Consider the following 13,857-nt stretch of genomic DNA (forward strand, 5'->3'; position numbering starts at 1 on the left):
GCCGGGGAGGGTTTCGTTGTGGCGGCTTGCGGTTGGCGTTGCCACGTTTTTTTGGTGCACTGGTGCAAGCACGGCACCCTACGGTTCTGCCATCAGCTGTTTTGGCGTTGTCCACGATTTGGTCGCAGGGACCGTTGCAAACGAAAAAACAGCGTTGCCAATCGATGCTGGCAACGCCGTTTCAGGTATCCGTTTGGAAACAGTGCGAACTACTTCTTCGCTTCTTTTTCCTTGCGTTTCATGTCGATGATTTCTTCTTGAACGTTCGAAGGAGTCTCGCGATAGGTCGCCAGTTCCATCGTAAACGTTCCCTGCCCCTGAGTCATACTTCGCAGGTCGGTTGCGTAACCGAAGGTTTCCGCCAGTGGAACTTCAGCGATGATGACACTGTTGCCATCGACGATGTCGTTACTGCTCATGATGCCACGGCGACGAATCACGTCACCGACAACCGTCCCTTGGAAGTCTTCAGGGCATTCGATTTCGACCTTCATGATTGGCTCAAGCAACTTCGGAGCCGCTTGCTTGAAGTATTCACGGAAGCAACCCTGAGCGGCGGTGTAGAACGCCTTTTCCGACGAGTCAACGTCGTGGTATGAACCGTCGTTCAAGTCGATCCGAGTTCCCACCACGGGGTATTCAGCCAGTGGGCCTTTGCCCAGGATGTCGCGGAAGCCTTTTTCCACAGCAGGGATGTACTGCTTAGGGATCCGACCACTGACGATGTGCTCTTCGAATTCGAAGCTGTCTTCGCTGATCGAATCCAATGGGCTCAGTTTGCCGACGATGTGAGCGTACTGACCTGAACCACCGGTTTGCTTCTTGTGCTTGTAGTTGAATTCAACTTCACGCGTTGGGCTTTCACGGTAGCTCACCTTTGGCGCACCGACTTCGATTTCCACATCGTATTCACGTTTGATCCGTTCGATGTAGACTTCCAAGTGCAATTCGCCCATGCCGCTGATCAGGATTTCGTTGGTTTCCTCATCCGTCATCACGCGGAAGGTTGGGTCTTCTTTACGGAAACGTTGCAGAGCTTTGCTCATTTTGTCTCCGTCGCCACGACTCTTGGGGCTGACAGCGATCTTGATCACAGGATCTGGAATGAACATCGATTCGAGTGAGCACTGATCGCGTTGATTACCGTAGGTGTCACCACTTGCGGCGTCGATTCCCATGACGGCGATGATGTCGCCAGCACCGGCTGAATCGATTTCTTCACGCTTATCACTGTGCATTCGCACGATCCGGCTGAAACGTTCATTCCGACCGGTACGCTGGTTGACGTAAGCTTCGCCCTTTTCGATGGTTCCTTGGTAGATCCGCATGAAGGTCAACTGACCAAAGGGATCGTCAACGATCTTGAAGCCCATGCCAACGAACGGCTCGGTGGGATCGGGCTTCAGAGCGATCTTTTTCTCTTCATCCTTAGGATCGCGACCGTAGATGTCACGATCCAGAGGGCTTGGCAGGTATTCGTTGATCGCATCAAGCAATGGCTGAACACCTTTGTTTTTAAACGCGGTGCCCATGTAAACCGGGGTTGCACCACCGAGAACAGCATCTCGAGTGACCTTGTAGATCATTTCCTTTGGCACTTCTTCTTCGCTAAGCAGAAGTTCCATCATGTCGTCGCTGTACATCGACAGCTGCTCGAGCATGTGCTGGCGTTGCGCTTGGCACTCTTCCAGGATGTCAGCTGGGATCTCGCCGGTGTCAACATCTTGGCCTTCGCTGCCACTGAAGCGGTATGACACCATTTCGATCAAGTCGACAACACCTTCAAAGTTTTCTTCAGCACCGATGGGGTACTGCATCATGAAGGCTTCGGCGCCTAACTTTTCACGCAGTTGCTCAACCACGCGGAAGGGGTTTGCACCGGTACGGTCCATTTTGTTGATGAAAGCCAAGCGAGGCACTTGGTAGCGTTTCATTTGGCGGTCAACGGTGATCGATTGACTCTGCACGCCACCGACGCTGCAAAGCACGAGAACCGCACCGTCAAGAACTCGCAACGAACGTTCCACTTCGACAGTAAAGTCAACGTGTCCGGGCGTGTCGATCAAGTTGATGGCATGATCTTTCCAAGTCAGGCTGGTCGCAGCACTGGTGATCGTGATCCCACGCTCTTTTTCCAGATCCATGTGATCCATGGTCGCTCCGTCACCGCCACCACGAACGTCTTCGATCTTGTGGATTCGACCAGCGTAGAAAAGAATCCGCTCGCTAAGCGTCGTTTTTCCGGAGTCAATGTGAGCACTGATCCCGATGTTGCGTACGTTCTCCAAATTCATCTGACTTACCTGTGGTATGGCTCAGTAGTACTGTTGTGGAATCCAGCCTCAGTGGCTTACAGGGATTCCCGGTTGAATTGTCGCTCGGATAGTTTGCTCTAGCATTCACTGCTAACGGGCAAGCGTTCCAGAGTCCAAAAGGAAACAAGGCTTGCTAAAAGCGGGCTACTTACTGAGCGTTGCTTCTGTGTAGCGGGCGGCCCCATCAGCGACCATCTCATGAGTGAGACAGACCATTCATCTGACAAGGAATGCAAAAATTATTGCGCACCGCGAAATTTTTGCGGAATATGGCAAAGGTTTGCCCGCTGGGGAAGGGCAAATCGCCCCGAGATAGCGAATCCCAACCAAGCTGTCTAGCAAGCCACATGCCAACTTCACAGCGGCTGTCGGCAAGGACACAGGATTAACGTGTTACCTCACCCGGCGAATCGCTCTCCAGCAGCCCGGGCGTTCGCCGCGAATCTTGACAATTCCCCTTGTTGACGGCCTCTCCGAGCGACATACTGATCCCCTGACCAATATCACGACGTGGCGAGTCGATGAGCAGAGGGATTCGAAAAGCGGTTTTCTTCCCAGCTCCCGTCTCACCGACCGTCGGCTCGGCCAACTTCGATCGCACAACTCTCTTTAGGGCCACCGCAATCGACTGTTGAGTGCATTCGTTGACTTTGCGACGACAAGCATTCTGGCCGCTGCCCGTGTCCGATCGCCACCTAAACAACGAGCAAGATTATGCCTGCACGACCCGTAAACTCTCGTAGCCGCGCCCGCAAACGCTCTCGCGTCCGCTCTCGCGCTAAAAAGAAAGACCCCATCTTCGTTGATGGCCAGCGCCCACGTCCGATGTACGTTGATTACAAGGACGTTGAACTGCTGAAGAAAATGATCAACCGCCAAGGCCGCATCGTTGGCCGTCGCAAAAGCGGCTGCACCGCAGTCAGCCAGCACGCGGTGACCGCAGCCGTCAAACGCGCTCGCTACATGGCACTGCTGCCCTACGTTGGCGACTGATCGGCAACGACAGCGAGAGGCGAATTGACCTCGCACTCGCCCACACCAATCACGAAAGGGCCGGCCAAGCTCCACTGGCCGGCTTTTTTTATAGCCTCACCACACCTCGCTACAGGTCCGGTCGGCGCACCGGGGAACGGATCGCGATGCCTTTTCATACCGAACAACTGGTTGAATTTCGCGACACCGATGCAGCGGGCATCGCTCATTTCGCCTCCTTTTTTGGCTGGATGGAAGCAGCAGAGCATCGATTACTCAGGTCCCTGGGAATCGACATCCTGCCCGAACAACAAACGGCGACCGAACCACACGCGACGCCTTCAGACAGCACCGAACAACCGCCCGACGAACCCGCAGTGACCTGGCCGCGCATCAACAGCTCCTGCCAGTACCACCGGGCGGCGCGATTCGAGGACCTGCTGACGGTCACAGTGAACGTCAAAAAGATCGGCAATTCGGCCGTGACCTACGAATTTGGCTTCTCAAATCCACAGGGCGACGCCATCGCGACCGGCGAAATCACCTCCGTCTGCTGCACACTCTCTGCCGGCGGAGTGCTGGCCAAAGCGGAGATTCCGTCGTCGATCCGCCGCAAACTGGAAACGCTCTAAGCGGCCCCACGACGCTCTCTTTCGCTGCCAGCCAGTTGCTGGCGATGACCACCACTGCGGCCGATGGCCACAGTTGCTGCCGCCGGACAAAATCCCGTGCTGGGCAAAGAAATTACCGCAAACAGGCCAACCTTTTGCGGACAGCCTGCGTAGCGTTCCACTGACGGGAAAGTTTTCCCGCCAATGAGACCCGCGCGGCGAACGGCCGCCTCAGACCATCATCCTCGAGCGGCTTGGCCTGTAATGAGCACCCTTGCGTCCATCAACCTGATTTCCTCCGACCTCCTCAGCGGCATGCCAACCCTGCTAGGACAGGCCAACGAATGGCTGCCGGTTTGGGTCACGCCGCTGTATGCAATTGCACTTGGCCTGGCCACCGGGATCGCGGTGACCTTCCTCTTTTTTGCCGGATTGACGCTGCTGTCGCTGATTCCCGCGATTGGCAACTTCGCCGACGACAACCGCCGAGGCAACGCCGCCTCACTGGCACTTAGCGCGATCATCGCCGTCGTCCTGTGCAGCAAGTACGCCGCAGCGGTGGAAAGCTATGGACAGATGCTGTACGCCCCACTGATTGTGATCAGCGTCATCCTCGGCTATGCGACGGTGTACGGCGCCTGGTCCCGCACGCGGAAAGAATGGGGCTTAATCCTGTCCGAAGGCCCGGTGCCCTACCTGCTGACGGTCATTGCCATCCTGACCATCGGCGGTGCGGCATGCTTCTTCAAAGTCGATCAACCGAAACGGTTTATTGAGGCCATCCCCCAAGTCAACCTGCTGAACAATGGCATCAAAACCGTACCCATCAAAGTGCCAGCAGCCGAAACCGGCACCCCAGCCGATAAAGCTCCGTTCGTCTCGCGGCCACAGGATTACGACCTCCAGTCACTCTCCGAAGTCGTTATCGAAAGCGATAAAGCAGTCATCCTAGCGGGGGCAACGATTGACGACCTGACGAATCCGCCGTTTCGCATGGAAGCCGGCGACCGCCATGTGTATCGCTGGAAAGATGGCGACAAGCCACCACTACCGCTCGATCCCACCGAACTTCACATCCAAAACCGCGAGCTCAACGAAGCGACCGTCACACTGACCCTGACCTCGATCCCCAAAGTGCCGGAAATGAGCCGCGCCTTGGCAATGGGCGGCATGGTCTTCCTGTTCATCGCCTTCGTCGTGGCCTTCCGCCAAGGAGCCCCTCGCGTCTGGGCACTGGGCCTGTCGACGGCGAAAAACGAGATGTCACAACTGCTGTACCTGATCTTGCTGGGCCTGGGGATCTTTGGTGTTGTCATCTTTGCCATCATGCCGTTCAACACTCTGGGCAACGACATCCGGATGTTCAAAGACAGCACCGTCACGCTGCTGATGATCCTGGCCATGCTGCAAGCCCTGTGGAGCGCCAGCACCGCAGTGAACCAGGAAATCGAGGGCCGCACCGCGCTGACAGTGCTCAGCAAACCAGTCTCCAGACGATCCTTCATCCTGGGCAAGTACGCCGGGATCGCGATGTCACTGGCTGTGATGTTCACCATCATCAGCGCCGTGATCTTGGTCCTGATGGCGTACAAGCCGATCTACGAGGCCCGCGAATCAGCCAAGGGCCTGCCGATCTGGGAAATTGGCTTTGACGAAGTCTGGGCCACACTGCCAGTGCTTGGCCTGTACTTCATGCAAACGCTCATCATCGCCGCGATTGCAGTCGCCTTCGCCACTCGTCTGACACTGCTGCCCAACTTTGTGCTGTGCTTCGTCGTCTACGTGATTGGCAACTTGACACAGATGATGATCCTGGCGACCGAGGACGAAATCCCGCTGGTTGGCTTTGTGGGCAAACTGGTCGCGGTCATTGTGCCGAACCTGGAGATCTTTAACGTCCAGAATGCGGTCGACATCGGCAACCAGATACCGTGGACCTATTTAGCAGGCGCATTCAATTACTTCCTGTTCTTCTCGGTGGCCATCTGGATGCTAGCGATGGTCATGTTCGAAGATCGCGACTTGGCGTAGCGGCAAGACTCGCGTAGCGGCAAGACTTGGCGTAGCGGCAGGACTCGCGGCGGCAACTGCCATCTCGATCCAAGCCACGAGCGAACCCAACCCAGAGCAACAAAGAGCAGCTGACCGCAAGTCAGCTGCTCTCTTCATGCGCCCCCGAACGGGGACCCGACGGCGAACGGGAAACCAACGCCAAGCCGCGATGCGAGAACGCTCCGGCACCTGCAAGTCCTCTGAAGCCGCAAGCGGCCTGGCCGAACTGGGCAGAACCGCGACGCTGCAAGCCCCCTGAGCCCATTTGCAGAGCGTCCACGCGGTGCAACATGCCCCTGCACCACGCCCCAATCCTGTGCGCCCCAATCCTGTGCGGCCAGCCTCACTTGAGCTGAGAGCCCAGCTTGATTGGCACCGACGACTCTGAACGGGCGTTCTCTGCGGGCAGCCAGCCCCAGCGGCAACTAGGACGGGCAGCGGCAACCAGGACGGGGCAAATGCCATGACCAGAGCCCCACCGTGGCCTGCTTGCGCAGCAGTTGCGTTCGGGGAACCATGCCAGATCGCTGGAAAAGCCCTGCGACCCGGGCCTCAATCGATCCTGCAGCGGCACAAACTCAGTGTCCCGGCAACCCAGTGGCCAGCCAAGCGTCAACACAACAGCGTCTCACCTCGCCAAAACGCTGCCAGAGGGCTCAAAACGACGTCTAACTGGGCAAATCCTACGGTTTGGCGAAACCTGGCTGGCACAGGGCCGCCACCTGAGAAAGAAATCCAAAAGGAATTGCCGTAGCCGGTTGACGGTGAATTGGTGGGTCGCTATCTTCCCGCCTCACGAGACGCAAACGACTGCGACGCAAAACTTTGCGACGCCAGTCAGCGGCTCGTCACCCCGATCTTTGACAATTTGGTTGTTTGGTAATTGGCATCAGTAATCAATAGATTTGCTGATCAGCTGGCGACTTCGGTTGCTTGTTGTGAAGGCAAACGATTGACTACAAAGTTCTTAAAATAGCGTGCCAACAAGCTTTCTTCGGAAAGTCGAGCCTGAAACGAAGCGGCCACTTAACCGCTGAGCTTTGAGTTCACGTTGGCATTTAGAATAGAGAAGTAAGCGAATCTGATAGGATTCTGTGTAATGATTGAGTCACGGCAGTGACTCGACCATGTGATATCGTTACGGTAATTGAATCGATGACATCAAGGGCCACAGGGCAGGGCGGTGACTGAGTTTACTCGGTAGCAGCTCTGGACAGTGAGTTCGAGATATCGTTGGCCAATCTACCAAGGGCGCATGGGGGATGCCTTGGCATTAAGAGAAAGGGCGTGGAAATCTGCGAAATGCTTGGGGGAATTGATAAACAAGTCGTGATCCCAAGATTCCCGGTAAAACCTGGTGAACTGAAACATCTAAGTAACCAGTGGAAGAGAAAGAAAAATCGATTCCGTCAGTAGCGGCGAGCGAAATCGGAAGAGCCCAAACCGAGAGGGTTTCCCTCTCGGGGTTGTAGGACTCCAATATCGGATTGTGTGTTGTTAGTGGAACGACTTGGAACGGTCGGCCACAGAGGGTGACAGTCCCGTACACGAAAGCATACACACACCGTAGGAGCACCTGAGTAGGTCCAGTCACGTGAAACCTGGATTGAACCCGCGGGGACCATCCCGCAAGGCTAAATACTCCTTAATGACCGATAGCTAACCAGTAGCGTGAGTGAATGGTGAGAAGAACCCCGTTTAGGGGAGGACAGTGAACCTGAAACCATGCGCCTACAAGCGGTCGGAGCCCGATTTGAACGGGTGACGGCGTGCCTTTTGCATAATGATCCGGCGAGTTGTGGTATGCGGCTTGGTTAAGCTCCTCCGGAGCGAAGCCCAAGGGAAACCGAGTCTGAATAGGGCGAAATTGTCGTATGCTGCAGACGCGAAAGCTGTGTGATCTACCCATGGGCAGGTTGAAGCGCGGGTTAAACTGCGTGGAGGACCGAACCCACTTAGGTTGAAAACTGAGGGGATGACCTGTGGGGAGGACTGAAAGTGTAATCAAACCAGCAGATAGCTCGTTCTCTCCGAAATATCTTGAGGGATAGCGTCGAGCCACTATTTACCGGGGGTAGAGAGACTGAATCGGATGGGGGCCCTTCCCGGGGTACCTCACCGAACCAAACTCCGAATACCGGTAAAACTATCTCGGCAGTCAGTCCCTGGGGGATAAGCTCCAGGGTCGAGAGGGAAACAACCCAGATCGCCTGCTAAGGTCCCTAAGGAATACTCAGTCACTAAGGAAGTTGAAGTGCCGTGACAGCTGGGATGTTGGCTTAGAAGCAGCCACCATTTAAAAAGTGCGTAACAGCTTACCAGTCGAGCATTTCTGCGCCGATAATGAACGGGAGTAAGTATTCCACCGAAGCAGCGGATTGAAGATTTATCTTCAGTGGTAGGAGAGCGTCGAAGACCAGATACAAGCCATACGGAAACGAGTGGTGTCGGGGTCTTCGAGTGATTATGCCGGAATGAGTAACGATAAAACAGGTGAGAATCCTGTTCGCCGAAAGCCTAAGGTTTCCTGGGGAAGGTAATTCCGCCCAGGGTTAGCCGGTACCTTAGTCGAGGCCGAAAGGCGTAGACGATGGATAGCAGGTCAACATTCCTGCGCCAAGTGTGTGGAGCGATGGAGGGACGGCGTCCGAAAAGCATGCGGACTAATAGATTGTCCGTTGCTCGGGTCTAAGATTGGAGGATTGGTAAATCCGCCTCAATAGGATCAAGGACCCGAGCTAACAGCATTCAAGTTCTGGATGATGTTGGAAGGACGTCCAAGAAAAGCTTCTAAGTGTTGAAGCACACTTGACCGTACTAAAACTGACACAGGTAGGCGAGATGAGTATTCTAAGGCGCTCGGGAGAACGGTGGTTAAGGAACTCTGCAAAATGGCTCCGTAAGTTCGCGATAAGGGGCGCCCACGCAAGTGGGCCACAGAAAATCGGCTGTATCGACTGTTTATCAAAAACACAGGTCTCTGCTAACACGCAAGTGGATGTATAGAGACTGACGCCTGCCCGGTGTTGGTAGGTTAAGGAAGATTGTTAGCATTAGCGAAGCAAGCGACCGAAGCCCCAATAAACGGCGGCCCTAACTATGAGGGTCCTAAGGTAGCGAAGTTCCTTGTCGGGTAAGTTCCGACCTGCATGAAAGGCGTAACGAATTCAGCACTGTCTCAACCACCGACCCGGTGAAATTGTAGTCGTGGTGAAGATGCCACGTACCCGCGGTTAGACGGAAAGACCCCGTGAACCTTTACTGTAGGCTGATATTGGGTTGAGATATGTCTTGTGTAGGATAGCTGGGAGGCTTTGAGCTCGGCACGCTAGTGTCGAAGGAGCCGTTGTTGAAATACCAGCCTGGTCATATTTTAATTCTAACTTTGATCTCGTGAATCCGAGCAAAGGACAGTGTCAGTCGGGCAGTTTGACTGGGGCGGTCTCCTCCCAAAGAGTAACGGAGGAGTACAAAGGTACACTCAGCCTGGTCGGCAATCAGGCGAAGAGCGTAAAGGTAGAAGTGTGCTTGACTGCGAGACCCATAAGTCGAGCAGGAACGAAAGTTGGTCTTAGTGATCCGGTAATCCCGAATGGAAGGGTTATCGCTCATCAGATAAAAGGTACTCCGGGGATAACAGGCTTATCGCATCCGAGCGTCCACAGCGGCGATGCGGTTTGGCACCTCGATGTCGGCTCATCACATCCTGGGGGTGTAGAAGCTCCCAAGGGTTTGGCTGTTCGCCAATGAAAGTGGTACGTGAGCTGGGTTCAGACCGTCGTGAGACAGGTCGGTCCCTATCTGCCGTGGGCGTTCGAATCTTGAGGGGATTCAACTTTAGTACGAGAGGATTTAGTTGGACGAAGCTCTGGTGTACCAGTTGTCGCGCTAGCGGCACGGCTGGATAGCTAACTTCGGAACGGATAAACGCTGAAAGCATCTAAGCGTGAAGCCCAACCCAAGATTAGGATTCGTAGACATTAGTCGAGAGCCCCCTGGAAGACGACCAGGTTGATAGGCTGGACGTGTAAGCACGGTAACGTGTTAAGCTTACCAGTACTAATGGGCGAAGGATTGGCCATCGATATCACGCACTCATGGTTCTATTAGAACCGCTTGATCTCTATTTGCTAATTCAAAGAACCGCCAATTACCAAACAACAAGTCAAATTTGGACTTGGTCTGTGCGAAAGATCGCGGCCAAGTTCTTATGGTGACCATATCGGAAAGGCTCCACCTGTTCCCATCCCGAACACAGCAGTTAAGCTTTCCGAGCCGATGATAGTGCCCACCAGTGCGAAAGTAGGTATCGCCATTTTTTAAAAAAGCCTCGCCAAGTGCGAGGCTTTTTTTATGCGCCGAGCTTCACCAGACGCATCAACCGTTTTAGCCTTCGCCTCGGGTCCCATCAGCAACACCTTCCCCCCTGCGAAAGCGCCAGCCGGGGAGTGTTTCTTTGCATCTGGCGTTGCCACGCCCCAGTCATCAACCCCCTCCCGCTTGCGGGAAGTCCGGCCGGTTTGCGACTGGTGGCGCCCTGATGATCATGCAAGTTTGCAAGGCGATGGCAACGATTGTTTCAAAGGCCGGCCGGGGAGGGCTTCGTTGTGGCTGCTTGCAGTTAGCGTTGCAACGTTTTTTTGGTGCGTGCAAGCACGGCACCCTACTGTTTTGCCCATCAGCAACACCCTCACCTCGCCAGCGGTGGAGTGCAGTCAACAATTCATCAGCTGATCTTTGCTGCAGAGAGCCTCTCCCGATCGCAATCGCCTTGGATTTCGAATTAAACTACGCGAATGAAACAGTTTTTCGCGTTGATCCTTGCCGTTTTTCTCTGTTCCACCCCAGCGATTGCCGCACCACCGAGTGCATGGCAACTGAGCTACGACGCAGGTTATCACGATGCCTTGGGGCGGTTTGCCGGCGGCAGCGAAATCATGCACCTGGTCGCTCATCGCGGAAAACTTTTCGCAACCAATGGTTACTGGATGGACTCGCACTGGGTCATCCCACCGCATCAAGAAAAACAGTCCGCACAGGTGCTGCGACTTGATCAGCCTAATGCTCAGTGGCAAGTCGATTTAGAACTCGGCCAGACCAACGGTTACGACCTGCGGTACATGAAAGGCAATATTCTGAAGTCCGTCACGTTTACCAGCGATGGCCTGGGAAACAAGCTCAGCGAACCGGTCGAACTGCTGGTGATGGCGGCTGGCGCAACCATGGAACGCGGCGGTGCGGTTTCTGCTTGGGTACGCAATGATCAGGATGGAACGTGGCACCATCAAATTGTGCGACATGGCGCCAACACCGGTGGCATTCGCTGGGTGCCACGCGATATGGAAATTTATCGTGATAAAATCACAGGCATTGAACGACTGATTCTATTGCTAGGCAACCCAGGCGTTGTTTCAGGGGTTTACGATCCCAGCTTACCGGGAAAAATCCGCTGGGAGAACGTCCTGGAGTATCCGTTTCCTGACCTAGGTGCTGTCAAAACTCGACCACTGGGCGTTGTTCAGGCCAACGGATCGCTGCTGTTCTCAGTGGATGATGCGATCTTGCGCCGCAATGATGGACCGCGTCCCACTTATACAGAAATCGTGCGTTTGGCCGATGATGTGGACACGGACGTGGGAGGAATTCGGGGCTTAACAACGATCAAGAACCCCAACGGCCCGGGAGATTCGATTCTGTTCTTGTGGGCCCCAGGTGGCCGCTCGACCAGTTTAGTCAAACGATTGGACCCCGACGGCAGGGGTGGGTACACCATCCACGATGAAGCCAACATGATGGACCTGATGAGCCAAGAGTTGGACGTCAAAGTCACTTACACGCTGGGGGCCCACAACATGATGTACCCCGTCACGGATCCGGAAACGGGCGAAACCGTTCATGTCATTGGATTCCAAGGGAATCTCAACGGGAAAGAGGAATTACGTTGGCCGGGTAGTCGGCTATACGCCGGTGCGATGTACGCGATCCGAGCAGCTGATGGCAGCTACTCCGTTTGTGAAGTCAACAACCGCTATCAGAAAGGCAAAAACATTTTGGTCTCTCCGAGAGCGTTTTGTCTTTCCCCGTTTGGTGATGACATGGTTTATGTTGGTGGCCATGACGCCAGCAATCGCATCAGTGACAACATGGCCTGGATCTGCAGAGCTCCGTTGAAGACCGTACTTGGCCAACAACGCAGTGACGACATGCCCCAGACGCGTCGCTCTGAAACGGTCAATGCACGATTGCAAGCGGGACCGATTTATGAACTGCGAATCTACCAAGCCAATGAGCGGCGGATGCAAGACTTGGTCACTCGATTTCGCCAGCACACCGATGGATTGTTCAAACACCATGGCTTGCAACCGATGGTTTATTGGACCGCTTCCGGCGGCACGCCACGACAGAACCGGCGGTTCATCTATGTCCTCAAACACCCCTCTCGCTATGCGGCATTTTCCAATTGGACCCACTTCACGAACGATCGTCAGTGGCAGCGAGTCTTGGAAACGCCACAATTCCAGGGTCTGTTGTCCGGTAGGCCGGTCAGTTACTTTGCATTGCCTCCCGACGATGCCCGTTTGGAAGAAGTGCTGTCAAGGAAACAAGGAGGCATCCATGAACTGCGCATTTACCAAGCCGCAAACGCTGATGCACAGAAACTAAAGCAGTTCTACCGGGAGACGATGCAACCAGCGTTGGAACAGCATCAAATCTCCACGCTGACCACCTGGACTCCATTTGACCGGCCCGAGTCGGAGCATCTGTTGATCACGATTCTGCATCATCAAGACGCGGAAACGGTAACAGCCAACTGGCGTGCGGTGAACAACGATCCAACCTGGCAATCGGCCAGCAAAGACAACGAACTGCTAGAGAGCGTCCTTCACCCGCGACAGAGCACCATGCTTGACACCACGGACTTTTCCCACATTCCATCACTCAATCCAAACCGGCCTTGATCATCCATGCAACGGACAACCGCGTTCTTAAGACTCGCTGCAACCGGGCTATTGCTGTCCATCGCAACGCTTTCGTCGGCAGCAGACCTGGAATCGGGAACGCACCTGATCAAACAGTCCTGGTCACAGGAATCCAATTATCCGCGTCCATATTTCGTGCATTTGCCACAACTGGCGAAATCAAAACCGCTACCGGTTTTGGTGTTCTTGCATGGCAACGGCGGGAACGCAGAGGGGGCGATGCGCGGCTTTGTCAACAAACACCCAAAAATCGCCCAGCAGTACCTGTTAGTGTTCCCAGAGGGATATCAAAAAAGCTGGAACATTGTCTCGGAGCGTTCGCGGGCTGATGACATCAGCTTTGTTGAAGCGGTGGTCCGTGCAGTCGTTTCACACGACAATGCCAGCAACGAAAAGGTCTCCTTACTGGGCGTGTCGAATGGTGCCGCCTTGGTCAATGCTTTCATGATCGAAAGTGACTTGAGCGTCGTTCACAACTGTATCACCGCCGTCAGCCCATTAAACGCTTATCAATTTGACGGCAAACACTTTCGGGCTCGCGGCAAAGACAATGCGTACCGGCAGCAAGTGAAGCCGCAACTGGGAAGACGCCTGCTGAACATCTCCGGCACTCAGGACCATCTCGTGCCTTACCTCGGCGGTCCATCGCCGGTCATTCCCGCCAAAGACGGCAAACTAACATTTGTTGATGCTGAAGAGTCAACCTATCTATGGGCCAAGGCGATGGGTTACCAGGGCCGCAAATTTAACTCCGCGACCTCGCAAGATGCATCGGTTGAAGTGTTCAGCTACTTGAACGGTGATGTGGTGCACTTCAAAGTGAATGGAGAAGGGCATGGCGCCTTTCGGGCGATCGATCAAGAGAAACTCCTCCAATTCCTTCGTCATTGATCGCTTCCTGTTACAAGACGACACGTTGATTTGATT

At 54.6% G+C, this 13,857-nt stretch carries 6 protein-coding genes and 2 rRNA genes; 7 read left to right on the top strand and 1 reads right to left on the bottom strand.

The window, feature by feature from the left end; all coding sequences use genetic code 11:
- Positions 1 to 209: 209 nt before the first annotated feature.
- Positions 210 to 2,294, bottom strand: a complete 2,085-nt coding sequence (fusA, locus tag SV7mr_RS19365; protein ID WP_145275807.1) for an elongation factor G — start codon at positions 2,292 to 2,294, stop codon at positions 210 to 212.
- Between the two features lie 735 nt (positions 2,295 to 3,029).
- On the opposite strand from fusA, the gene rpsR reads away from it, so the two are divergent.
- The 7 genes from rpsR (at position 3,030) to SV7mr_RS19400 (ending at position 13,821) form a co-directional block, all read left to right on the top strand.
- Positions 3,030 to 3,308, top strand: a complete 279-nt coding sequence (gene rpsR, locus SV7mr_RS19370) for a 30S ribosomal protein S18 (protein ID WP_145275809.1) — start codon at positions 3,030 to 3,032, stop codon at positions 3,306 to 3,308.
- Positions 3,309 to 3,454: 146 nt separating this feature from the next.
- On the top strand, positions 3,455 to 3,919 hold the full coding sequence (locus SV7mr_RS19375) for an acyl-CoA thioesterase (RefSeq protein ID WP_145275811.1): 465 nt from the start codon (positions 3,455 to 3,457) through the stop codon (positions 3,917 to 3,919).
- A 243-nt stretch (positions 3,920 to 4,162) separates the two neighbouring features.
- Positions 4,163 to 5,929 (top strand): ABC transporter permease, encoded by a 1,767-nt coding sequence (locus tag SV7mr_RS19380; RefSeq protein WP_419187629.1) that lies wholly within the window; start codon positions 4,163 to 4,165, stop codon positions 5,927 to 5,929.
- Positions 5,930 to 7,185: 1,256 nt separating this feature from the next.
- Positions 7,186 to 10,032: ribosomal RNA gene (locus SV7mr_RS19385) — 23S ribosomal RNA — on the top strand.
- 127 nt (positions 10,033 to 10,159) lie between these two features.
- A 5S ribosomal RNA gene (gene rrf / locus SV7mr_RS19390) occupies positions 10,160 to 10,268 on the top strand.
- A gap of 478 nt (positions 10,269 to 10,746) precedes the next feature.
- Complete coding sequence (locus SV7mr_RS19395) at positions 10,747 to 12,909, top strand: NIPSNAP family protein (RefSeq protein ID WP_145275814.1); 2,163 nt, start codon at positions 10,747 to 10,749, stop codon at positions 12,907 to 12,909.
- Positions 12,910 to 12,915: 6 nt separating this feature from the next.
- Positions 12,916 to 13,821, top strand: coding sequence for a CE1 family esterase (locus SV7mr_RS19400; RefSeq protein ID WP_145275816.1), 906 nt, complete (start codon positions 12,916 to 12,918; stop codon positions 13,819 to 13,821).
- Positions 13,822 to 13,857: the final 36 nt, after the last annotated feature.

Origin of the sequence: Stieleria bergensis (assembly GCA_007745635.1) — a bacterium.
Lineage (GTDB): Bacteria > Planctomycetota > Planctomycetia > Pirellulales > Pirellulaceae > Stieleria > Stieleria bergensis.